The sequence below is a fragment of the Variovorax palleresanus genome, from assembly GCF_051144945.1.
In the GTDB taxonomy this organism is placed as follows: domain Bacteria; phylum Pseudomonadota; class Gammaproteobacteria; order Burkholderiales; family Burkholderiaceae_C; genus Variovorax; species Variovorax paradoxus_S.
In genome coordinates this window covers 2,903,999-2,925,257 of sequence record NZ_JBJNVP010000002.1, presented here as the reverse complement: position 1 = coordinate 2,925,257, position 21,259 = coordinate 2,903,999, and the positions used below count along the sequence as shown (strand labels likewise).

The following is a 21,259-nucleotide window of genomic DNA, read 5'->3' as shown; positions in this document are numbered from 1 at the left end:
ATTCAGCTCCTTGTCGATGAAAGTTCGCCGGGGCTTCCGGCGGCTGCCGTGCCCGGCTTGCAGGTGAGCACCAGGATCACCAGCGTGAGCACGTAAGGCACGGTGTTGAACAGGTGGTAGCCCCAGCCGACGCCGATGGACTGCAGCGCGGGCCCGATGGCGCCCGCGCCGCCGAAGAGCAAGGCCGCGCCGATGCAGCGCAGCGGGCTCCAGCGCGCGAAGATCACCAGCGCCACCGCAATCAGGCCCTGGCCGCTCGAGATGCCTTCGTTCCAGCTGCCCGGATAGAACAGCGTGAGCGACGCGCCGCCGAGCCCGGCAATGAAGCCGCCCGCCGTCGTCGCCGCGATGCGCAGGCCCGACACCGAATAGCCGAGCGCGCGCGTGGCCTGCGCCGAATCGCCGGCCATGCGCACCAGCAAGCCGGCGCGCGTGCGGGCAAAGCCCCACCAGAGCAGCACGGCCAGCACCACGCCCACGGGCACCAGCGCATTGAGCTGCAAGGCGGAACGCACCACCGGGTTGTCGCTCCAGAAGCCCAGTGGTATCGCGGGAATCTGCGGCGCCTGCGGCTGGATGAGCGGCTTGCCGAGGTAGAACGCGAGCCCCGTGCCGAGCAGCATCAAGGCGATGCCGGTCGCTACGTCGTTCACGCGGTCGAGCGAGCACAGGAGTCCGTGGAGCAGCGCAAGCAGCGCGCCCGCCACCGCGCCGATCAGCACGCCGAGCCAGGCCGAATCGGTGAGATATGCGCCGCCGAAGGCCGCCATGGCCGAGAGCACCAGCACGCCTTCGAGCCCGAGGTTGATGCGGCCCGACTTTTCGGTGAGGCATTCGCCCAGGCTCACGAACAGGAAGGGCGCGCCCACGCGCAAGGCGCCGCCGACGATGCCGGCGACCAGGGCGATCCACTGGTCCGCGGTCATGGGGCAACCTCCGCACTGCGCACTGCGGCATCCGCCTTGGGAGCGGCCCTGCGGCTCATCAATGCCTTCCAGTCGACCATGCGCAGCCCCTCGCTCGCGAGAATGAGCACGAAGGCGATGCCCTGCAGCACCAGCACCGAGGCATCGGGCAGCCCGAGACGACGCTGCAACAGGCTGCCGGCGGCCCCGAAGCCGCCGAAGAGAATGGCGACCGGCACGATGGCCACCGGGTTGTGCCGCGCGATGAAGGACACGAGGATGCCCGCATAGCCGTAGCCCGCGATCAGCGAGGCATTGGCGTTGGTGTGCACCGCCGCCACCTCGACCGCGCCCGCGAGCCCCGCGCAGGCGCCGCCCAAACCGCAGGCGCCGAGGATGAGCCGCGTGGCCGGCAGGCCGACGAGCTGCGCGGTGCGCGGATTGCCGCCCACCACGCGCACTGAAAAGCCCGAGGCCGTGGCGCGCAGCCACCACCCGAGTCCCAGGCACGCCACCACGCCGATGGCCAGGCCCCAGTGCACGTCAGAGCCGCCGATACCGCCGATCAGCAATCCGGCGTCCAGCGCGTAGGTAGAGGGTTTGTTGAGGCTCGCCGGATCGCGCAGCGGCCCTTCGACCAGGTGCTTGAAGATGCCGATCGCGATGTAGGCCAGGAGCAGGCTGCTGATGGTTTCGTTGATGCCGCGGTACTGGCGCAGCCAGCCCGCGAAGGCGATCCACAGCGCGCCGGCCAGTGCGCCGGCGAGGCAGACCACCGCCGTGCCCACCACGTTGCCGGGCAACGGCACCGCATGCGCAAGCGCCGCCGAGGCCAGGCTGCCCAGCACCAGTGCGCCTTCGCCGCCGATGACGATGAGCCCCGCGCGCGCGGGCAGCGCCACGCACAGGGCGGTGAGCATCAGCGGCGCGGCGCGCTGCAGGGTGTTCTGCCACGAGAACCAGTCGCCGAACGCGCCCTTGAACAGCGTCGCCCAGACCTCCACCGGATCGACCCCGGCAAAGGCCACTAGCACGCCGAACAACAGCAGCGCCGCCGCAATGGCGAACACCGGCAGGGCGAATTCCTTGAGCGCGTGGCGCATGGCGATGAAGCGGCGCGAATCAGGCCGAACCGATGACGCCTTCGACGAGGTAGTTCATCTTTTCCAGCTCGAGGTCGGTCTGCTTGAGCACCTTGCCGGCCGGCACCACGACGGCGCCCTTGTTGTCCTTGATGCCGTCCTTGAAGATGTCGAAGGTGCCCGCGATCATCTTGGCCTTGATCTCGTCGGCCTGCTTCTTCGCGGCGTCCGGCACCATGGGGCCGTAGGCGGACATCTTCACGTAGCCTTCCTTCAGGCCGCCGCGCAGGAAGTTGGGGTGCGGCTTGCCGCTTTGCGCGGCTTCGATGGCGGTCTTGTAGGCGGTGAGCCAGTTCCACTCGGCACCGGTGAGGTACGCGTTGGGCGCCAGCTTGGCCTGGCTCGCGTGGTAGCCGCAGACCATCTTGCCGCGCTTGGCCGCCGTTTCGACCACCACCTTGGGGCCGTCGACGTGCATGGTGAACACGTCGCAGCCCTGATCGGCCAGGCTGTTGGTGGCTTCGGCTTCCTTCACGGCCATCGACCAGTCGCCCGTGAAGATCACGCTGCAGGTGATGTTCGGCTTGACCGAGCGCGCGCCGAGCGTGAAGGCATTGATGTTTCGCAGCACCTGCGGGATCGGCTTGGCGGCGACGAAGGCGATCTTGTTGCTCTTGGTCATGTGCGCCGCGATCACGCCGTTCAAAAACTGGCATTCGTCGATGTAGCCGAAGAAGCTGCCGGCGTTCTTGGGGTGCTTGCCTTCGGTCCAGAGGCCGCCGCAATGCGAGAAGCGCACGTCGGGGTTCTTGGGCGCCACCGCGAGGATGTGCGGATCGAAGTAGCCGAACGACGTGGGGAAGAGCAGCTTGGCACCGTCCTGCGAGATCATGCCGGCCATGGTCTTCTGCACGGCGGCGGTCTCGGGCACGTTCTCTTCTTCGACCACCTTGACGCCGGGCAGCTTCTTGACTTCGGCCGCGGCCATGGCGTGCGCCTGGTTGTAGCCGTAGTCGTCGCGCGCACCGACGTAGATCACGCCGACGGTCAGCGGCTTGGCCTGTGCACCGGCAAGGGCGCTCCAGCCCCCCAGGGTGCCGGCAGCGCCAAGCGCGGCCAGGGATTTGAGGGAATCGCGGCGGTTGATGGGGCTGGTCATGGCATTCTCCGATCTTGGATACAAGTTGGGGTGCAAAAAATGTGCCTGCGTGTTCAGTCCATCAGGCTCACGTGCGCGGCGACCACGCGCCAGCCGTCGGCGGTACGCAGCCAGGTCTGGCTCTGGCGGCCGGTCTGGCGGCTGCCTTCGCGGCGGAACTCGACGTTGGCGGTCGCAAAGTCGCGGCCGTAGGTGGTGATGACGGTGCGCAGCAGCTCGCGCGGCGGGCTCTGCAGCGGCAACGATGCGCGGAAGGCGCTGATGTCGGCGTGGCCGTAGTGGGTCTCCGAGAAGCCGTAGCGCAGCGTGTGCGGGCTGTTCCAGAACAACTCGTCGAGCACGGCGCGCTGGTTCGTCACCAGCGCTTCTTCGTAGCGCGCGAACACGGCCGTCACTTCGGTGAGCACCTCGGGAATGTTGATCTCCGGGGTCATCGGCGAACCTCGCGCTGGAAGATGTCCAGGCTGAGCTTCTTCATCGCGACGAAGCTGTCGCTGCTCAGCGTCTCCAGGGTGCGCGGCCGGGCATCGCCGTAGCGCAGGATCTCGGCCACCTTGGTCGGCCGCTTGGTCAGGAGCAGCACCTCGTCGGCCAGGTACACGGCCTCTTCGAGGTCGTGCGACACCAGGAGCATGGTGGTGCCGGTCTGCATGAACACCTCCTGCAGCTTCTCGCGGATGAAGAGCGTCATCTCGAAGTCGAGCGCCGAAAACGGCTCATCGAGAAACAGCACCTCGGGGTTGGGCGCGAGCGCCCGCATGATCGATGCGGTCTGCTGCTGGCCGCCCGAAAGCTCGTAGGGAAATCGCTTCAGGTCGAACTTGACGTCGAACGACGCCACCAGCTCTTCCATGCGGCGGTCGACCTCGGCCTTGCTGCGTCCTTCGAGCTTCAGCGGGTAGGCGATGTTGTCGATGGTGCGCATCCACGGGAACATCGCCTCGCGGTAGTTCTGGAACACGTAGCCGATCTTGGTGTCCTTGCGCTGCTTGCCGTCGAACAGGATCTCGCCCGAGTCGATGGGAACCAGCCCCGCGATCATGTTGATGAGCGTGGACTTGCCGCAGCCGTTGGGCCCGAACACCGAGACGATCCTGTGCTTGGGAATGTCGAGGTCGAAGTTCTCGTACAGCGGCCAGCCCGCAAAGTACTTGGTGAGCCCGCGAATGGTGATGTGCGTGCCGGCCGGGCCGGGCTTGAAGACGGGCCTGGGCACGTCGGCATACACCGGGCCGTTGACGACGATGTCGGGCGTCACTTTCATCTTCCGCTCCAGTGCACGATGCGGCGCTCGGCAATGAGAAAGAGGATGTTGAGCGCATAGCCCAGGGCGCCCGCCGCAAGAATGGCCGCGTACATGCTTTTCACGTTGAGCACCTGCTGCGCATCGATGATGCGGTGGCCCAGGCCGGTGTCGGAGCCGATGAACATCTCGGCCACGATGACGATCACCAGTGCCATCGACACCGCCGAGCGCAGGCCCACGAAGCTGGGCTGCAGGCTTTCCCACACCAGCACGTCCTTGAAGATCTGCCAGCGCGAGGCGCCCATGACGCGCGCGGCCATCACGCGCTGCTTGCGTGCGTTGATCACGCCGTAGGCGCTGTTGAACACCACGATCAGCAGCGCGCCGAAAGCTGCGATGGCCACCTTGTTGACGTCCGACACGCCGAAGATCAGGAGGAACAGCGGAATCAGCGCGGACGATGGCGTGGAGCGGAAGAAGTCGATCAGGAATTCGACGCTGCGGTAGGCTTTCTCGTTGCTGCCGAGCAGCACGCCCAGCGGCACGCCGACCACCGCTGCAATGGCAAAGGCCTGCAGCGTGCGCCACACGGTCATTGCGAAGTCGGTGAGCAGCGGCCCGCCCGCGAGCCCCGTGATGAGCGCCGCAACGGTGTCGGCGGGGGTGGGCAGCAGGATCGGCTTGATGAAGCCGAGCCGCACCGCCACGTCCCACACGATGAACAGCACCACGGGTCCGATGAAGGGCAGCAGCCGGTCGCGCAGCGGCGGCTTGGGCGCCGCCGCATTGGCGCCGGCGGCCGGCGGTGTCCACGGCGCGGCCGTGGTCGTGCTTGCGTCGGCCATGATCAAGCCTTGTAGAGCAGGCCGTCCACCAGCACCTTTTTCTCGAAGATGCCTTTTTCGGTGAACAGGTCGTAGAACTTCTGGAAGTACGCCACGTCGCTCGGCTTGAACTCGTTGTAGAGCATGTACGAGGCGAGTGGCACTTCGGCCGTGAGGCTGCCTTCGATGGCGGTGTAGCCCTTCATGTGCTGGCGCGCATCGTCCGGCTTGGTGCGCACCAGCTCCACGCCGCGTGCATAGGCGGCGATGTATTTCTTTGTCACTTCGGGGTTCTTCTTGATGAACTCGCTCGTGAGGCTGGCCGCACCGCCGTGCCACGGCGCCATCGGGTCGCCGAGGATGTACTTGGCCACCACGCCGGCCTCGATGACGCGCGTGGTGCCGTTCATGCGGCCGACGGTGCCGGTCGGCTCCAGCGTGTAGCAGGCATCGACCTGGCCCGCAACCAGCGCGGCCACGTGCTGGCCGATGGGAAGTTCGCTCACGACCGCGCCCTTGGCGCCCGCGCGTTCGAGCATGGTCTTGCAGAGAGTCACGTTCTGGATGCCGGGGCCGGACGCGATCTTCTTGCCGGCCAGCTCGGCCATGGTCTTGATCGGACTGTCCTTGGCGACGATGAATTCGTCGAGCACGAACTTGGCGTTGCTCGGGTTGGTGCAGAAGATCTTGAAGAGCCCCGGCTGCGCGATCTCGCCGATGGCGAGGTTGGCCGAGCCGGTGCCGTTGGAGCTGCCGTCGCAGCGGCCCGCCAGCATGCCTTCCATGACCTGCTGCGCACCCGCGAATTTGAGCGGCTCCACGTCGAGCCCCGCTTCCTTGAAGTAGCCGCGGTCGATCGCGGCAAAGAAGGGCAGGCCGGCGGCCACGGGCCAGAAGCCGATGCGGATCTTCGGTGCGGCTTGCGCGCGCACGATGGCGGGCGCGGCCAGCACGGCCAGCCCCGCGGCACCGGCCTGCAACAACTGGCGGCGCGAGGCGGCGGCGGGTGATTTCTCAGGGGTGCTCATGAAGACTCCTCGATCGGTCAGGTTGGAATGGCTTGGGAAGAAGCGGTGCGGCTCGCGATGTAGGCGCGCCAGCCGCCGTGGTGGCTCACGTCTTCCGCATCGGCCAGTGCGTGGCCTTCGCAGATGAAGCCGTGCACCCAGTTGCCGTCGGCAAGCTCGACGCTGCCCAGGCCCAGCGGCGGCGGAATCAGCGCCAGGAAGCTGCCGACCTGCGCGAGCGGAACGCACCACACTTCGAGCGCAATGGCCGTTCCGCCGCCGGCGCTGCGTTGCAGCCCCGGCTTGGGCGGCACGGTGCCCGGCAAGGCATGCAGGCGGTAGCGCGGCGAGGTGGTGGTGGCGCGCAGCAGCGTGGCGCCGCGTTCGGTGAGCTGCGCGTTGAGCGGCATGCCCGAAAGATGCGCGCCGACGACGGCGATCGGCATGGTCTGCGCCGCCGGAGCACCCAGGCCAGGCACGGGCTTGGGCTCAGGCAGCGGCAACCCCGTGGCGCCCTGCGAAAGGCCGGTGGCGTGGTGATAGCGCTGGCCCAGATCGGCCAGCGCGAGATCGCTGCCGCAAGGGCCGATCAGCGTGATGCCGAAGGGCAGGCCGTCGGCGCGAATGGCGCTGGGCACCGAGATCGCGGCATAGTCGAGCAGATTGACGAAGTTGGTGTACGCGCCCAGGTTGCGATTGAGCACGACCGGGTCGGCGCGCATCTGTTCGCGCGTGTAGTGCGTGGGCGCGGTCGGCACCAGCAGCACGTCGATGCCGCGCCACATCGGTTCGGCCTGCCGCGCGAGCGCGCGCAGCCGGGTTTGCGCCTCGAACACGTCGGCGGCGTCGTAGCCGCGGCCGCTCTCGAGAATGCCGCGCACCGGTTCGATCACCTGGGAGCCGTGCGCATCGAAGAACTCGCGCACCGCGGCATAGCGCTCGGCCACCAGCGCGCTTTCGTAGAGCAGCGCGGCGGCCTCGGCCAGCGGTGCATATGGGATCGTCACGGCCGTGCCGCCGAGGGCAACGAGCCGGGCCTGTGCATCGCGAAAGGCCTCTTCGGCCACGCCGTCGCCGAAGAAGCTCAGGGTGTCGGGCACGCCGAACCGGAAGGCCGAGGGGAACGGATCGCTGCGCAGCGCAAGCCCCCTCGAATAGGGGTCGCGCGCGTCGGGCCCGGCGGCCGCCAGGAGCACGTCGACGGCCAGGGCCACGGTGCGCGCGAAGATCGACACGCAGTCCGCACTCTGGGCGGCAGGCACCACGCCAAAGGCGCTCAGCAAGCCGCGCGAGGGCTTGATGCCGACGATGTTGTTGAGCCCGGCGGGCACCCGGCCCGAGCCTGCGGTGTCGGTGCCGAGCGCGAAATCGACCTCGCCGGCGGCCACCACATAGGCCGAACCCGAGCTGGAGCCGCCCGAGACATAACGCGGATCGAAGGCATTGGGCACTTCGCCATAGGGAGAGCGGGTGCCGTTCAGGCCGCAGGCGAACTGGTCGAGGTTGGTCTTGCCAAGCAGCGATGCACCGGCATCGAGCAGTTTCTGCACCGCCGCCGCGTGTGCCGAGGGCCTGCGGTCGAAGGCCGGACAGGCCGCCGTGGTGGGCACGCCGGCCACGTCGATGTTGTCCTTGACGGCAAAGCGCAGGCCGGCGAGCGGGCCGCTGCCGGTGTCCGCACCGGGCACGGGTTGCGCGAAGCGTGCGATCCACGCCGCAGCAGCCGATCCGTTTTTTTCATGCACCATCATAAGGCATCCAAACTTGTGTACAAGTCGAGATGCAAGCAATGTGCCAGGAGGATCGGGATCGTCCTTCACAAGTCGTGGTTGGGGTTTTGCCCCCTCTCCCTCCGGGAGAGGGTTGGGGTGAGGGCTCCGTGGCTCCGTGCCCCGACGAAGCGCGGCTCAGATGTGACGGCCGCCGCCCTCACCCCAGCCCTCTCCCAGAGGGAGAGGGAGTCAGACAATCAGCCGCGCCCTCTTCCAGAAGAGGTGGGGCTCACACCTCAGCCTCGCTTGGCTTCGCGGTAGAGCTTTTCCACCTTCGGCAGATTGGCTTCGAGCTGCTGGATGCGGTCCGGTCCGCTCGGGTGGGTGGACAGGAAACTCAGCCCGCCCTGGTTCTTGGAGGCCGCGGCCATCTTCTTCCAGAGCGACACCGAGGACTGGGGGTCGTAGCCCGCGCGGGCCGCGAGCTCCAGGCCGACGAGATCGGCCTCGGTCTCGTCGCTGCGGCTGAACTTCAGCGTGAGCAGCTGCGTGCCGGCACGGGCCGCCAGATCGCCCATCTGGCCGAGGCCCAGCAGCTGCGCACCGATGGAGAGCGCGGCGCCGGTGCCGGCGCTCTTGGCCAGGCGGGCACGCGCATGCTCGCGCAGCGCATGGGCCATTTCATGCCCCATCACCATCGCAACCTCGTCTTCGCTGAGCTTGAGCTGCTCCAGAATGCCGGTGAAGAAAGCGATCTTGCCGCCGGGCATGCAGAAGGCGTTGATCTGCTTGCTGCCGATGAGGTTGACCTCCCATTTCCACTGGCGCGCCCGCGTGTTCCACGGCGTGGCGAAGGGAATCAGGCGGTTCGCGATGGTGCGCAGCCGCTGCAGCTGCGCGTTGCCGTCGCCGGCGAGCGCCCCCTTGGCGCGCGCCTTTTCGAGCAACTGGCCGTACTGCTGCACGCCGGCGGCCTCGATGCGGTCGGCCGGCACCAGGTTGCGCGCCATCGACGCATTGCCCACGTTCACCTGCGCCAGCGCCGGGCCGGTCAGCACCGCGCCGGCCGCCGCAAGCAGAAAAGCCCGCCGCGGCTGCCAGGCCGAGGAGCGGGAGGCCAAAGCCGCGGAAGAAACGAAGGACTCGCATCGTGTGCACATGCGCGGATCATAGGAACAAACGCGGCAAAAAGACCGCTCGGCGCCAAGCGCACCCTCATGGACAATCCGGGGCTCATGTCTGCCCAGCCCGCCGAAACTTCCACCGCCCCCTCCCTGCCCTGGCGCGACGCGCTGAAGGTCTACCTCGAGCCCGCCACGCTGCGCATGCTGGCGCTCGGCTTTTCCGCCGGGCTGCCGCTGCTGCTGGTGCTGGGCACGCTGAGTTTTCGCCTGCGCGAGGCGGGTATCGACCGCACCACCATCGGCTACCTGAGCTGGGTCGGCCTGGCCTACGGCTTCAAGTGGGTCTGGGCGCCGCTGGTCGACCGGCTGCCGCTGCCGCCGCTGACCACGCTGCTCGGGCGCCGGCGCGGCTGGCTGCTGCTGGCGCAGGGGGTGGTGATCGCGGGGCTGATCGGCATGGCGCTGAACGATCCGCGCCAGGGTCTCGTGCCGCTGATCTGGTGCGCGCTGCTGGTGGCCTTCGGCTCGGCCACGCAGGACATCGCGCTCGACGCTTTCCGCATCGAATCGGCCGAAACCCGCAAGCAGGCCGCGCTCGCGGCTGCCTATCAAACCGGCTACCGGCTCGCGATGATCTGGGCCGGCGCCGGCGTGCTGTGGGTCGCGGCCTGGGCCGAGGTGGCTCCGGCCGCGGCCGTCACCGGCGCGGCGGCCTACCAGAACGGCGCCTGGAAAACGGCCTACTTGGTGATGGCGGCCTCGATGGCGGTCGGCGTGCTCACGGTGCTGCTGTCGCCCGAGCCCGTGCGGCGCGTGCTGCCCAAGGCGAAGAACGCCACCGAATGGCTGCAAAGCGTGCTGATAGAGCCCTTTGCCGATTTCATTCGCCGCTACAAGTGGCAGGCCGCGCTGATCCTCTCGCTGATTGCGATCTACCGCATCAGCGACGTGGTGATGGGCATCATGGCCAACCCGTTCTACGTGGACATGGGCTTCACCAAGGACGAAGTGGCCACGGTCAGCAAGATCTACGGCGTGGTCATGACGCTGGCAGGCGCCTTCGTGGGCGGCGTGCTGTCGATGCGCCTGGGCGTGATGCGGGTGCTGATGCTGGGCGCGGTGCTCAGCGCCGCGAGCAACCTGCTCTTTGCCTGGCTGGCCTCGCGCGGGCATGACCTGACGGCGCTGATCGCGGTGGTGTCGGCCGACAACCTGGCGGGCGGCATCGCCTCGGCAGCGTTCATCGCCTACCTGTCGAGCCTCACGAACATCAGCTACTCGGCCACGCAGTACGCCCTGTTCAGCTCGCTGATGCTGCTGCTGCCGAAGTTCATTGCCGGCTACTCGGGCGTGTTTGTCGACGCCTACGGCTACGCCCAGTTCTTCACCGCCACCGCCCTCCTGGGCGTGCCGGTGCTGCTGCTGGTGGCGCTGGCCGCCCGCATCACCACGACCACAGGCCCCGCCGAGCGTCAATAGAGCACGGGCCTTATAGGAAAAGAGCTGACGCGGCCCGGCCCGCTCAACTGGTAGGCTTTCACAATTCGTTTACCTTTCCGGTTACCTTTCGCCTCGCTGATACAAAAGCGTTTTCACCTTCTGCCTGCCAACCCACAAGCAACGTGCCGCCCCGCATTTCTCCTCTTCAGATCAGCGCCTTCACGGCCACTTCGGCCGTCGGCGTCGGCAAGGAGCCGCTCGCCGAGGCACTCGCTCACTCGCGCAGCGGCCTGCGCGCCAACGATTTCGGCGATGCGCCGCTGCCCACGTGGATCGGCCGCGTCGACGGGCTCGAAGACATCCGCCTGCCGGAAGCGCTGGCTTCCTGGGACTGCCGCAACAACCGGCTCGCCTGGCTGGGCCTGCATGCGGACGGGTTCCTCGAAGCCGTGGCCGCCGCGCGGGCCAGGTACGGCGCCTCGCGCATCGCGCTGATCCTGGGCACCTCGACGTCCAGCATCGGCGAAACGGAGCTGGCCTATACGCAGCTCGATGCCGATGGCCTCTTTCCCCAGAACCAGCGCCGGGCGGCGGTGCATACGCCGCATTCGCTGGCCATGTTCGTGCAGCAAGTGCTCGGGCTCACCGGGCCCAGCGAGACGATTTCCACCGCCTGCTCGTCGAGCGCCAAGGTGTTTGCCTCGGCCGAGCGGCTGATCCGCCTCGGGCTGGCCGACGCCGCGGTGGTGGGCGGGGTCGACACGCTGTGCGGCAGCGTGCTGTTCGGCTTCAACTCGCTCGAGCTGGTCTCGAACGAACCGTGCCGGCCCTTCGACGCCGGCCGCAAGGGCATCAGCCTCGGCGAGGCGGCCGGCTTTGCGCTGGTGGAGCGCGTGCAGGACGAGGCCGGCGCGCCGTTGCGGCTGCTCGGCTACGGCGAAGCCAGCGATGCGCACCACATGTCGACGCCGCATCCCGAAGGCCTGGGCGCCGAACGCGCGCTCGACGAGGCGCTGGCGCGCGCGGGACTGGCGCCCGACGCCATCGACTACATCAACATGCACGGCACGGCGAGCCAGAAGAACGACGAGGTCGAAGGCGCACTGGTGGCGCGGCGCTTTCCGGCGCGCACCCATGCCAGCTCGACCAAGGGCTTCATGGGCCACACGCTGGGCGCGGCGGGCATCGTCGAATCGGTGATCAGCCTGCTGGCGATCGAGCGCGGCCTGATGCCGGGCACCGTGAACACCAACCAGCTCGACGCGGGCTTCGGGCCGCAGATCAGGCTGCAGCCTGCGCATGGCGAGGTGCGCTACGCGCTGACCAATTCCTTCGGTTTCGGCGGCAACAACTGCTCGCTGGTGTTCGGCAAGGCCGCCCCATGACCGCCACCCGCCAGGCCCCGAAGCCGCCCACTCTCTACATCGAAGGCCCGGCCTTCTGGACGCCCACCCTGCCGGGCTGGGACGCCGCCCGCGCCGCCTTCCGTGGCGAAGGCGCGCTGGCCGACCCGCCCGCCAAGCGCCCGTCGCCGCAGGTGCTGGCGCCGGCCGAGCGCCGCCGCGCGCCCGACACCGTGGCCCTCGCGCTCGAGGTGGCCGCCGCATCGATGGCCGGCTCGGGCCGCAACGCCGCCGACGTGCCCTGCGTGTTCGTGTCGGCGCATGGGGATCTCTCGATCAACGACTACATGTGCAGCACGCTGGCCACCGACCCCACGGTGCTGTCGCCGACGCGCTTTCACAACTCGGTGCACAACGCGGCCGTGGGCTACTGGACCATCGGCACCGGCTGCATGGCGGCCAGCAACTCCATCTCGGCCTACGAAAACAGCTTTGCCGCCGGCCTGCTCGAAGCGGCGGTGCAATGCGCGGCCGACCAGTCGCCGGTGCTGCTGGTGGGCTACGACACGCCCACCGTGGGCGCGCTGACCTCGGTGACCGACAGCCAGGGCCTCCTGGCCGTGGCGCTGGTGATCGCGCCCGAGCGCACGGCGCGCACCGTGGCGGCTCTCGATTGGTCGCTGCAGGAAAGCGGCGGCGCCGCTGTGCCGGCGCCCCTTTCTTCCGATGCCGCGAAAACGCTGGTGCACATCAATCCGATGGCCCATGCGCTCGGCCTGTTCGAATCGCTGGCGCGCGTGGAGGCCGACCCGCCGGCGCTCGAACTGCCGCTGTCTTCTTCCACCCTTTCACTGCGGCTGCAACTGCGGCCGATCCGGGACTGAAGCTCCATGACCGGCACTGCGCAACGATATGACGCAGTGATCATGGGCGGCGGGCTCGCGGGGCTGACCCTGGCCCTGCAGTTGAAGCAGCGCTTCGATGACATCGACGTGCTGGTGCTGGAACGGCGCAGCCATCCGGTGCCGCACGCGGCCCACAAGGTGGGCGAATCGTCGGTGGAGATCGGCGCGCACTACTTCGACACGGTGCTGGGCCTCAAGCCCCACATGGACAGCGCGCAGCTGCGCAAGTTCGGCTTCCGCTTCTTCTTCAGCGAAGGCCGGCGCGACATCGACCAGGTGACCGAGATCGGCGCCAGCCGCTACCTGGCCGTTCCCAGCTACCAGATCGACCGCGGCATCTTCGAGAACTACCTTGCCCAGGAGGCCGTGCGGCGCGGCGTGCGCTTCGACGATGCCGCGCTGGTGCGCCGCGTCGATCTGGCCCAGGGCGCCGATGCGCCGCACCGCCTGGAGTGGTCGCGCGGCAACGAAACCCACAGCGCCGAGGCGCGCTGGCTGATCGATGCCTGCGGGCGCGCCGGCCTGCTCAAGCGCAAGCTCGGGCTCGCCGAGGCCAACGCGCACGAGGTGAACGCCGTGTGGTTTCGCATCGGCGAGCGCATTTCCATCGACGAATGGAGCGACGACACGGCCTGGCGCGGGCGCTGCGACCCTCAGGCGCGCTGGCTTTCGACCAACCACCTGGTGGGTGCCGGCTACTGGGCCTGGCTGATTCCGCTGGCTTCGGGCTCGCACTCGGTGGGCATCGTGGCCGACCCGAAGCTGCATCCGCTCGACACCATCGACACCTTCGAAAAAGCCATGCAGTGGTTTGCCACCTACCAGCCGAGGCTGTACGACGCGCTCGACGGCAAGCGGCACCTCTTGCAGGACTTTGCCTTCCTCAAGCACTTTTCGCACGGCTGCAAGCAGGTGTTCTCGGGCCAGCGGTGGGCGTTGACGGGCGAGGCGGGGCTGTTTCTCGACCCCTTCTATTCGCCCGGCAGCGACTTCATCGCGATCAGCAACACCTACATCACCGACCTGGTGGCGCACGACCGCGCGGGCCGCTCGCTCGAAGCGCGCGCGCAGCTCTACGACCAGATCTACCACTCCTTCTACGAAAGCACGCTGGCGCTCTACCAGGACCAGTACCCGCTGTTCGGCGACCCCGAGGTGCTGCCGGTGAAAGTGATCTGGGACTACGCCTACTACTGGGGCGTGCTCTCGCAGATCTTCTTTCAGCAGCGGCTCACCGACCTGATGCTGCTGGGCAGCCTGAAGGAAGAGTTGCAGCACTGCCAGCGCCTGAACCTGGCGGTGCAGCAACTGCTGCGCGCATGGTCCGCCGCCAGCCCCCGGCGCAACGCCCCGGTCATGCTCGATCAGGCCGCCATGCCGTGGTTCGCCGAACTCAACCGCAGCCTCAAGGACCAGCGCCTGGATGACGCCGCCTTCAAGGCGCGCATCCGGGCTTCGACCTTTCAGCTGCACCAGCTGGCCGGCGAAATCCTGGCGCGGGCGCGCGCGGACAATGCGGAACTGGCCGGCTGCAACCTTCCCGCCATCCTCGAAGAAAGCATGACCACGCCGCCGGCCGACGCACCGGTCGGCGCCATGCTTTTCGCGGCACCCCGGGTTGACATCCGGACGCCTGGTTTACCCAACTTTACGGAGCGTTCAAGCCCCGTTGCCCCCCGTGGACGACCATGAAGCGCATGAGCACCCCCCAACTCCTGATGATCGAAGACGACGCCCGCCTGGCACACATGGTGGGCGAATACCTGACGCAGTCGGGATTCCTCTTCTCGCATGCCGGCGACGGCGCCAGCGGCCTCGAGCAGCTGCAGCAGCACGCGCCCGACCTGGTGATCCTCGACCTGATGCTGCCCGACACCGACGGCCTCGAGATCTGCCGCCGCATCCGTTCGTTGCCCGCGCCCGCCTCGAAGGTGTCGGTGCTGATGCTCACCGCCAAGGGCGACCCGATGGACCGCATCATCGGCCTGGAAATCGGCGCCGACGACTACCTGCCCAAGCCCTTCGAGCCGCGTGAGCTGCTGGCCCGCATCCGCGCGGTGCTGCGCCGGCGCAGCGAGAACAACGCCGACACCGAAGCCAGCACGGTGATGCGCTTCGGCACGCTCGAGATCGACCGCAACGCACGCACCGTGGCGGTGGGCGGCGCGCTGGCCGACCTCACCTCCTACCAGTTCGACCTGCTGGTGGCCATGGCCGAGCGCGCGGGCCGCGTGCTCACGCGCGACCAGATCATGGAAGCGGTGCGCGGCCGCGAGCTCGAAGCCTTCGACCGCTCGATCGACGTGCACATGGGCCGCATCCGCGCCGCGATCGAAGTCGACGCCAAGAACCCGAAGCGCATCCTCACCGTGCGCGGCGTGGGCTACGTCTTCGCCAAGCAGCAAGATTGATTTGATGCTTCGCAATTTGTATTCGCGCCACCTCTACGTGCGCATCTGGCTCGCGGTGGTGGGCGGCGTCGTCATCCTCACGCTGATGGCCAACTGGATCGTGCGCGAGGCGGCGGAGGCCGAGCGCGAGCGCCTGGCACCGGTGCCGCGCAACGTGGTGGTGCTCGACGCGCAGGACCGACCCATCGGCAGCGGCAAGGCCCTGCGGGTGCCGGGCCAGGGCCTGGAGTTCGACGTGACGCTCGCCGACGGCAAGGCCATCACGCTGCGCGTGGCGCCGCGCGACCGCCCCTCGGGCACCGGCGGGTTCGCGCCCTGGCGCACGCCTTTCGGGCTGGGCTGGATGATCGCGCTCGTGGGCATTGCCGTGGCCCTGGGCGTGTACCCCATCGTGCGGCGGCTTACCCAGCGGCTGGAAACATTGCAGCGCGGCGTGCAACGCTGGGGGGAAGGCGATCTCTCGGTGCGCGTGACCGAAGAAGGGCAGGACGAAGTGGCTGATCTCTCCAAACGTTTCAACGCATCGGCCGAACGCATCGAAAAACTGGTGCGCTCGCACAAATCGTTGCTGGCCAACGCATCGCACGAGCTGCGCTCGCCACTCACCCGCATCCGCATGGGCCTGGAGCTGATGGGCGAGCGCCCGAGCCCCGCAGCGCGCGACGAGATCTCTCGCAACATCGGCGAGCTGGACCAGCTCATCGACGAGATCCTGCTGGCCAGCCGGCTCGACGCCAGCGAGGCCGACATGGGCACCATCGAGGCGGTCGACCTCACCGGGCTCGCGGCCGAGGAGTGCTCGCAGGTGGATGCCGAGCTCGACCTGGTGGAAGGCACCGACAACGCCAAGCTCACCGTGCCCGGCGTCTCGCGCCTGCTGCGCCGCGCGATCCGCAACCTGCTCGAGAACGCACGCCGCTATGGCGCCGGCGAAATCTCGGTCGAGCTCGGCAGCGCCAACGGCTTTGCCACCGTGCGCGTGAACGACCGAGGCCCCGGCGTGCCGGCGGCCTTGCGCGAACGCATCTTCGAGCCCTTCTACCGGCTGCCCGGCGCCAGCGAGCGCAACGGCGGCGTCGGCCTCGGGCTGGCGCTGGTGAAGTCGATTGCCGAGCGCCACGGCGGCAGCGTGCGCTGCGAAGAGCGGCCGGGCGGCGGCGCCAGCTTCGTCATCCGGCTGCCGGTGGCCAGCGGCAGCTGACCGGGCGACGGGCGCCCAGTCAGGTTGGGCCAGCGGGGCCCACCTAAAATCCCGCCCCTATGCAGAGATCGCACATCGTCAGGCCCGCGGCCATGTTCTGGGGGCTGGTGGTGTTCATGCCCGTCGGCGTCACCTACCTTGCGGCCCTGCTGCTGCTCGCCACCATGGGGCTGGCCGGCGGCTACCGTGAACGCTATGCGCGGCTTCGTGCCAACCCGCTGTGGTGGCCGATGGTGGCGTACCTGGCCTGGACCTTCATCGTGCTGGCCATTGGCCCGCACTACCCCGAGACGGGCTCGAACCTGTTCCACGGGCTGCGCATCGGCCTCACCATCTTGATGGCCATGGCGCTCACCCGCGAGGAAGCGATCTGGGCGCTGCGCGGCTTCCTGCTGATCGCAGCGCTGAACGTGCTGCTGATCGTGGCCCACTACGCCTTCGGCTTTCCGATCTGGTCGCCGCTGCGCGCGGTGGTCATGGAAGTGGGCAACAAGTCGATCAGCAACGCGCTGCTTTTCAGCGTGGTGGCGTCCACGGCCGCCGTGTGGGGCATTGCGCAGATCGCCGCGCACAGGCCGCTGCGTGCCGTCCCCGCCTTCATGCTGGTGCTCGGGCTGGGCCTGGTGGTGGCGCTGCCGCTGACCTCGCGCACCTCGGTGCTCGCCCTGATGCTGGTGATTCCGGTGGTGTGCATCCACCAATGGCGCAGCCACCTCAAGATGCTGGTGAGCGCGCTGTTGCTGGGTGCCGTGGTGCTGGCGGCCGGGCTCTATCAGTTGCCGCAGCTCCAGCACAAGGTCGAGACCGGCGTCGAGGAAATCGAGAAGGCGCAGGCCGGCGAGATCTTCAAGGGCAGCTGGGTCATCCGCTACTACATGTACCGCGACACCGGCCTCATGATCGCCGACCGGCCGCTCACCGGCTGGGGCATCGGCGGCTGGACCGACCAGTGGCACAAGCGCGGCCCGGTGCTCTTCGCCGATTCGAACATGCCGCACAACGACTTCCTGTGGGTCGGCGCGCAGGGGGGGCTGCCGGCCTTGCTAAGCCTGTTGGTCATCATGGTCGGCGCCGTCTGGCAGGCATGGAAAAGGCCCGACATCGCGGGCCGCTACGCGCTCGCCGCCACGTTGATCGCGCTGATCGCGTCGAGCGTGAACTCGGCGATGCGCGACGCGCAGATCGGCCTGGCGCTGCTGTGGATCGCGATGGTCTACCTGCGGCTCGCGCAGGAACCGCGGGATGCCCAGCCCTGGCGCGACCTGTGGCCGAGCCGCCACATCGCAGCGGCGCTCGATGAGGCCCCGCCGCAAGCCAGCTAGCTAACGACGGCTGCTGTGCCTGGCTTCGGCCGCCGCGAATTGCCGGACGACCCGCAACAGCCGGTAGCCGGCGCCGAAACGGCCCAGCAGGCCGCGAACGGTCAATGCCGGGACGAGACCGTCTCGCCCGCCTTCAGGCGATAGACGGTGCCGCAGTACGGGCACTTGGCTTCACCGGTGCGTGCCACGTCCAGGTAGACCTTGGGGTGGGTGTCCCAGAGCTTCATGTCCGCCTTGGGGCTAGGGCAGAACACGCCGCCCTGATGGTTGAGCTCCCTGGCCAGGAGTTCGACGACTGCGTTGGTAGGCATGGGTTTTCTCAGACTTTCGTGAGCCAGTGGGCGTACTTGGGATTCTTGCCGTTCACGATGTCGAAGAAGGCCGCCTGGATCTTCTCGGTGATCGGGCCGCGCGAGCCGCCGTCGCCGCGGTTGCCGATCTCGACGCGGTCGAGTTCGCGAATGGGTGTCACTTCGGCGGCGGTGCCGGTGAAGAAGGCTTCGTCGGAAATGTAGACCTCGTCGCGCGTGATGCGCTTTTGCACGAGTTCGATGCCCAGATCCTTGCACACGTGCAGGATGGTGTTGCGCGTGATGCCGTTGAGCGCGCCGGCCGACAGGTCGGGCGTGTAGACCACGCCGCCCTTGATCACGAAGATGTTCTCGCCCGCGCCTTCGGAGACGAAGCCGCTCGCGTCGAGCAGCAGCGCTTCGTCGTAGCCGTCGTCCAGCGCTTCCATGTTGGCGAGGATGGAGTTGGTGTAGTTGCTCACCGACTTGGCCTGCGTCATGGTGATGTTGACGTGGTGGCGGGTGTAGCTGGAGGTCTTCACGCGGATGCCGCGCCGCATGCCCTCTTCGCCCAGGTAGGCACCCCAGGACCAGGCCGCGACCATGGCGTGGACCCGGTTGCCCTTGGGGCTCACGCCCAGCTTTTCGGAGCCGATCCAGATCAGCGGGCGCAGGTAGCAGCTTTCGAGCTTGTTCTCGCGCACGACCTGCTTCTGGGCTTCATTCAGCTGTTCTGGCGTGAAGGGAATCTTCATGCGCAGGATCTTGGCGCTGTTGAACAGGCGCTCGGTGTGCTCGGCCAGGCGAAAGATGGACGTGCCGCCATCTGCCGTCTTGTAGGCGCGCACGCCCTCGAAGGCGCCGCAGCCGTAGTGCAGCGTGTGGCTCAGCACGTGGATCTTGGCGTCGCGCCAGTCCACGAGTTCGCCGTCCATCCAGATCTTGCCGTCACGGTCGTCCAGCGAGGGGGGGATCGAGCTCATTTCCTGATTCCTTTGTTTGGGAAGCGGTGTGGGGGTGCGACGGAGAGGAAGTCGCAAAAGCTTGCGATTTTACGGCCGACCCCGGAACGGGGTGCCCGACAATGGCCGGTTGTCCAAACCAGTGGAAAAAGGGTTTCCGTGTCCGTATTCAAGAACGTCATCGTCTATCGCATCGAACCTGCCTGGTCCCAAACATTGACCGAGGTGGAAGAAGGTCTCGGCAAGCAGCGCTTCGAGCCCTGCGGCCCCTCGCAGGAAAAGTCCGCCGGCTGGGTCGAGCCCCGCGGCGAGGCCAACGGCCCCCTGGCCGAATCCATCGGCGGCCAGTGGCTGGTCGAATACATGATCGAGAGCAAGGCCGTCCCCGGCTCCGTGGTGCGTCGCAAGCTCGACGAGCGCTGCGCGCAAATCGAGGCCACCACCGGCCGCAAGCCCGGCAAGAAGGAAAAGAAGGAGCTCAAGGAAGACATCACCCTCGAGCTGCTGCCAATGGCCTTCACGCGCAGCGCCCGCGTGGCCGTGTGGATCGACCAGGCCGAGCGCCGCCTCGTGATCAACAGCGCCAATGCCGCCCGCGCCGACGAAGTGGTCACCAGCCTCGTGAAGTCGCTCGACGGCTTTGCGGTGGCCCTCATCAACACGCAGATCGAACCGGCCGCGGCCATGGCCAACTGGCTGCTCACGCAGGAGCCACCGGCCGGCTTCACCATCGACCGCGAGTGCGAGCTCAAGGCCTCGGACGATTCCAAGGCCGTGGTGCGCTACGCCAAGCACCCGCTCGACATCGAGGAAGTGCAAAAGCACATCACCGACGGCAAGCGCCCCACGCGCCTGGCGCTCACGTGGGACGACCGCGTGTCCTTCGAGCTGACGCACGGCATGCTGATCCGCAAGATCGTGTTCCTCGAAGGCACGGGCGATGGTGCCTCGGGTGGCAAGAAGGAAGACAACTTCGACGCCGACGTGGCCATTGCCACCGGCGAACTCGGCCAGCTGGTGCCGGCGCTGCTCGACGCGCTGGGCGGCGAAGCGGCATTCTCGGGCGCTCCGACGGACGAAACCGCGAAGCCGGCGGCAGCACCTGCCGCCGCCGCACCCACCACCTCGACGCCGGCCGACGCCGTCGAGGAAGAAGAAGACGCGCCGTTCTGAAGGAAGGCGCCCCGCCCGGCTTGCCTGATCAGCTCGCCGGCGTTTCTGTTTCTTCTTCGGGCGCCGCCTCGGGCCGCGTCAGCGTCCAGCTCTGCAGCTTGCCGCCGTTGAACACGGCGTCGACATACGAGCCGCCCGTATCGGTCCAGCGGTAGAGCTCGGGCTGTTCGTCCTTGGGCGAACGCAGCTCGCCGAGCGCGCGCGTCATCGCAATGACGTGCATCAAGGTGGCGCCCTTCTTGAGCCTGGCGTTCAGCATCACCGCGCTGGCGACATAACCCACGGGCCGGTCGGCCGCCCGCTTGAGCACCTGCATCGCGCGGTTGAAGTGCAGCAGCAAAAACATCACGATCGCGCCGCCAGTCAGCGCCACGCCGGCCCAGCCGTAGCTACGCCACGCGAGCCCGAGAAGAACGATGCCGCCCACGGGCACCAGCAGTTTCTGAAAATTCATGGGGCGCATTGTCGCCGCCCGGCGATCCTCGCCTCGCCGGCGTCATTCGAAAGTTCGCATCCGGATCGAGGGCGCTTTTCTTGCCGCACCGGCAAGGCAGGCGGCAGTAGCGGCCGTGGCTACCGCCGGGCGCGCGGCGCGGTACTCATTGCGAAAAGCACGCGGCCCGGTGACGCCAGCCGGCACATTTCACCGCACGGGCATTTGCCCGGGCCACTGAAAAGCGTATGAATAGTCCGCGTCCTGCCAGCTTCATTCGTCTCACCCTCGCCGCCACGCTCACGGCCACCGTCCTCAGCGGTTGCTACGTGGTGCCACTCGGACAACCCGCACCCGCGGCGCCGGCCTCGCAGGCTTACGCCGTTGCACCGGGTCCGGTGGCGCAGAGCTTCAGTGCGCGGCTGTATCCGTCGAACGCCGAAGCGGCGCGCTACGGAACCGTCTCGGGCACGGTGACCAACGACATGAACGGCCGCGGCCATTTCAATGCGCAGATCGGTGGGGAGCTGTATCAGGGAGAGGCGACCCGGGTTGCGGGCTCGCGAGGTGCCGGCCTGGCGAACGCCAGCGGCAATCGCGGCGGCAACCTGAGTTGCCAGTACACGATGAACTCGGCCACGTTGGGCAGCGGCCAATGCGTGCTCAACGGCGGACCGGCGTTCACGATGCACATCGGGGGGTAGGGAGGGTGGCCCGGCG

At 67.9% G+C, this 21,259-nt stretch carries 21 protein-coding genes; 9 read left to right on the top strand and 12 right to left on the bottom strand.

The genetic code is table 11. The features are described 5' to 3' along the window. Positions 1-2: 2 nt before the first annotated feature. The 9 genes from ACJ7Z0_RS17710 to ACJ7Z0_RS17670 form a co-directional block, all read right to left on the bottom strand. Complete coding sequence (locus ACJ7Z0_RS17710; RefSeq protein WP_434790878.1) at positions 3-926, bottom strand: ABC transporter permease; 924 nt, start codon at positions 924-926, stop codon at positions 3-5. Continuing rightward, positions 923-2,008, bottom strand: coding sequence for an ABC transporter permease (locus ACJ7Z0_RS17705; protein ID WP_434790877.1), 1,086 nt, complete (start codon positions 2,006-2,008; stop codon positions 923-925). The genes ACJ7Z0_RS17710 and ACJ7Z0_RS17705 overlap by 4 nt, the downstream gene beginning before the upstream one ends. 19 nt (positions 2,009-2,027) lie before the next feature. Beyond that, on the bottom strand, positions 2,028-3,146 hold the full coding sequence (locus ACJ7Z0_RS17700; RefSeq protein ID WP_055800464.1) for a BMP family ABC transporter substrate-binding protein: 1,119 nt from the start codon (positions 3,144-3,146) through the stop codon (positions 2,028-2,030). Positions 3,147-3,199: 53 nt separating this feature from the next. After that, complete coding sequence (hpxZ, locus tag ACJ7Z0_RS17695) at positions 3,200-3,580, bottom strand: oxalurate catabolism protein HpxZ (RefSeq protein ID WP_434790876.1); 381 nt, start codon at positions 3,578-3,580, stop codon at positions 3,200-3,202. Next, complete coding sequence (locus ACJ7Z0_RS17690) at positions 3,577-4,410, bottom strand: ABC transporter ATP-binding protein (RefSeq protein WP_434790875.1); 834 nt, start codon at positions 4,408-4,410, stop codon at positions 3,577-3,579. The genes hpxZ and ACJ7Z0_RS17690 overlap by 4 nt, the downstream gene beginning before the upstream one ends. Next, positions 4,407-5,237 carry an ABC transporter permease gene (locus ACJ7Z0_RS17685; protein WP_434790874.1) on the bottom strand — a complete coding sequence of 277 codons (831 nt, stop codon included), beginning with the start codon at positions 5,235-5,237 and terminating at the stop codon, positions 4,407-4,409. The genes ACJ7Z0_RS17690 and ACJ7Z0_RS17685 overlap by 4 nt, the downstream gene beginning before the upstream one ends. A gap of 2 nt (positions 5,238-5,239) precedes the next feature. Beyond that, positions 5,240-6,244, bottom strand: a complete 1,005-nt coding sequence (locus ACJ7Z0_RS17680) for an ABC transporter substrate-binding protein (protein WP_434790873.1) — start codon at positions 6,242-6,244, stop codon at positions 5,240-5,242. Positions 6,245-6,261: 17 nt separating this feature from the next. Next, positions 6,262-7,974, bottom strand: coding sequence for an allophanate hydrolase (atzF, locus tag ACJ7Z0_RS17675; RefSeq protein ID WP_434790872.1), 1,713 nt, complete (start codon positions 7,972-7,974; stop codon positions 6,262-6,264). 257 nt (positions 7,975-8,231) lie between these two features. Beyond that, a complete protein-coding gene (locus tag ACJ7Z0_RS17670) occupies positions 8,232-9,095 on the bottom strand; it encodes a M48 family metallopeptidase (protein WP_434790871.1) in 864 nt (287 codons plus the stop codon). A 75-nt stretch (positions 9,096-9,170) separates the two neighbouring features. Between ACJ7Z0_RS17670 and ACJ7Z0_RS17665 the strand changes: the two genes are divergently transcribed. The 7 genes from ACJ7Z0_RS17665 (at position 9,171) to ACJ7Z0_RS17635 (ending at position 17,681) form a co-directional block, all read left to right on the top strand. After that, positions 9,171-10,538, top strand: a complete 1,368-nt coding sequence (locus tag ACJ7Z0_RS17665; RefSeq protein ID WP_434790870.1) for an AmpG family muropeptide MFS transporter — start codon at positions 9,171-9,173, stop codon at positions 10,536-10,538. A gap of 143 nt (positions 10,539-10,681) precedes the next feature. Beyond that, a complete protein-coding gene (locus tag ACJ7Z0_RS17660) occupies positions 10,682-11,884 on the top strand; it encodes a beta-ketoacyl-[acyl-carrier-protein] synthase family protein (protein ID WP_434790869.1) in 1,203 nt (400 codons plus the stop codon). Next, positions 11,881-12,726 (top strand): beta-ketoacyl synthase chain length factor, encoded by an 846-nt coding sequence (locus tag ACJ7Z0_RS17655; protein WP_434790868.1) that lies wholly within the window; start codon positions 11,881-11,883, stop codon positions 12,724-12,726. The genes ACJ7Z0_RS17660 and ACJ7Z0_RS17655 overlap by 4 nt, the downstream gene beginning before the upstream one ends. Positions 12,727-12,732: 6 nt before the next feature. Further along, entirely contained in the window at positions 12,733-14,439 is a 1,707-nt protein-coding gene (locus ACJ7Z0_RS17650; RefSeq protein ID WP_434790867.1) for an NAD(P)/FAD-dependent oxidoreductase, read from the top strand. Continuing rightward, positions 14,436-15,158 (top strand): response regulator, encoded by a 723-nt coding sequence (locus ACJ7Z0_RS17645; RefSeq protein WP_434790866.1) that lies wholly within the window; start codon positions 14,436-14,438, stop codon positions 15,156-15,158. The genes ACJ7Z0_RS17650 and ACJ7Z0_RS17645 overlap by 4 nt, the downstream gene beginning before the upstream one ends. A gap of 4 nt (positions 15,159-15,162) precedes the next feature. Continuing rightward, on the top strand, positions 15,163-16,359 hold the full coding sequence (locus ACJ7Z0_RS17640) for an ATP-binding protein (RefSeq protein ID WP_434790865.1): 1,197 nt from the start codon (positions 15,163-15,165) through the stop codon (positions 16,357-16,359). Between the two features lie 59 nt (positions 16,360-16,418). Beyond that, positions 16,419-17,681: an O-antigen ligase family protein gene (locus tag ACJ7Z0_RS17635; protein ID WP_434790864.1), complete on the top strand. Its 1,263-nt coding sequence runs from the start codon at positions 16,419-16,421 to the stop codon at positions 17,679-17,681. A 101-nt stretch (positions 17,682-17,782) separates the two neighbouring features. On the opposite strand, the gene ACJ7Z0_RS17630 is transcribed toward ACJ7Z0_RS17635, so the two are convergent. Both ACJ7Z0_RS17630 and ACJ7Z0_RS17625 read right to left on the bottom strand, forming a co-directional pair. After that, a complete protein-coding gene (locus ACJ7Z0_RS17630; protein WP_012745419.1) occupies positions 17,783-17,992 on the bottom strand; it encodes a zinc-finger domain-containing protein in 210 nt (69 codons plus the stop codon). An 8-nt stretch (positions 17,993-18,000) separates the two neighbouring features. Then, on the bottom strand, positions 18,001-18,954 hold the full coding sequence (locus ACJ7Z0_RS17625; protein WP_434790863.1) for a branched-chain amino acid transaminase: 954 nt from the start codon (positions 18,952-18,954) through the stop codon (positions 18,001-18,003). Between the two features lie 138 nt (positions 18,955-19,092). Between ACJ7Z0_RS17625 and ACJ7Z0_RS17620 the strand changes: the two genes are divergently transcribed. Continuing rightward, positions 19,093-20,106 (top strand): recombination-associated protein RdgC, encoded by a 1,014-nt coding sequence (locus ACJ7Z0_RS17620; protein ID WP_434790862.1) that lies wholly within the window; start codon positions 19,093-19,095, stop codon positions 20,104-20,106. Between the two features lie 28 nt (positions 20,107-20,134). Here ACJ7Z0_RS17620 and ACJ7Z0_RS17615 read toward each other — a convergent pair whose 3' ends face one another. Beyond that, positions 20,135-20,569: a glycerate kinase gene (locus tag ACJ7Z0_RS17615; RefSeq protein WP_434790861.1), complete on the bottom strand. Its 435-nt coding sequence runs from the start codon at positions 20,567-20,569 to the stop codon at positions 20,135-20,137. A 218-nt stretch (positions 20,570-20,787) separates the two neighbouring features. Between ACJ7Z0_RS17615 and ACJ7Z0_RS17610 the strand changes: the two genes are divergently transcribed. Continuing rightward, positions 20,788-21,243: a hypothetical protein gene (locus ACJ7Z0_RS17610; protein ID WP_434790860.1), complete on the top strand. Its 456-nt coding sequence runs from the start codon at positions 20,788-20,790 to the stop codon at positions 21,241-21,243. Positions 21,244-21,259 lie beyond the last annotated feature (16 nt).

Coding starts and splice junctions, on each gene's coding strand:
- ACJ7Z0_RS17610 (WP_434790860.1), top strand. CDS start 20,788: ATGAATAGTCCGCGTCCTGCCAGCTTCATTCGTCTCACCCTCGCCGCC.
- hpxZ (WP_434790876.1), bottom strand. CDS start 3,580: ATGACCCCGGAGATCAACATTCCCGAGGTGCTCACCGAAGTGACGGCC.
- ACJ7Z0_RS17690 (WP_434790875.1), bottom strand. CDS start 4,410: ATGAAAGTGACGCCCGACATCGTCGTCAACGGCCCGGTGTATGCCGAC.
- ACJ7Z0_RS17680 (WP_434790873.1), bottom strand. CDS start 6,244: ATGAGCACCCCTGAGAAATCACCCGCCGCCGCCTCGCGCCGCCAGTTG.
- ACJ7Z0_RS17635 (WP_434790864.1), top strand. CDS start 16,419: ATGCAGAGATCGCACATCGTCAGGCCCGCGGCCATGTTCTGGGGGCTG.
- ACJ7Z0_RS17655 (WP_434790868.1), top strand. CDS start 11,881: ATGACCGCCACCCGCCAGGCCCCGAAGCCGCCCACTCTCTACATCGAA.
- ACJ7Z0_RS17665 (WP_434790870.1), top strand. CDS start 9,171: ATGTCTGCCCAGCCCGCCGAAACTTCCACCGCCCCCTCCCTGCCCTGG.
- ACJ7Z0_RS17650 (WP_434790867.1), top strand. CDS start 12,733: ATGACCGGCACTGCGCAACGATATGACGCAGTGATCATGGGCGGCGGG.
- atzF (WP_434790872.1), bottom strand. CDS start 7,974: ATGATGGTGCATGAAAAAAACGGATCGGCTGCTGCGGCGTGGATCGCA.
- ACJ7Z0_RS17625 (WP_434790863.1), bottom strand. CDS start 18,954: ATGAGCTCGATCCCCCCCTCGCTGGACGACCGTGACGGCAAGATCTGG.
- ACJ7Z0_RS17615 (WP_434790861.1), bottom strand. CDS start 20,569: ATGCGCCCCATGAATTTTCAGAAACTGCTGGTGCCCGTGGGCGGCATC.
- ACJ7Z0_RS17640 (WP_434790865.1), top strand. CDS start 15,163: ATGCTTCGCAATTTGTATTCGCGCCACCTCTACGTGCGCATCTGGCTC.
- ACJ7Z0_RS17670 (WP_434790871.1), bottom strand. CDS start 9,095: ATGTGCACACGATGCGAGTCCTTCGTTTCTTCCGCGGCTTTGGCCTCC.
- ACJ7Z0_RS17700 (WP_055800464.1), bottom strand. CDS start 3,146: ATGACCAGCCCCATCAACCGCCGCGATTCCCTCAAATCCCTGGCCGCG.
- ACJ7Z0_RS17685 (WP_434790874.1), bottom strand. CDS start 5,237: ATGGCCGACGCAAGCACGACCACGGCCGCGCCGTGGACACCGCCGGCC.
- ACJ7Z0_RS17630 (WP_012745419.1), bottom strand. CDS start 17,992: ATGCCTACCAACGCAGTCGTCGAACTCCTGGCCAGGGAGCTCAACCAT.
- ACJ7Z0_RS17705 (WP_434790877.1), bottom strand. CDS start 2,008: ATGCGCCACGCGCTCAAGGAATTCGCCCTGCCGGTGTTCGCCATTGCG.
- ACJ7Z0_RS17710 (WP_434790878.1), bottom strand. CDS start 926: ATGACCGCGGACCAGTGGATCGCCCTGGTCGCCGGCATCGTCGGCGGC.
- ACJ7Z0_RS17645 (WP_434790866.1), top strand. CDS start 14,436: ATGAAGCGCATGAGCACCCCCCAACTCCTGATGATCGAAGACGACGCC.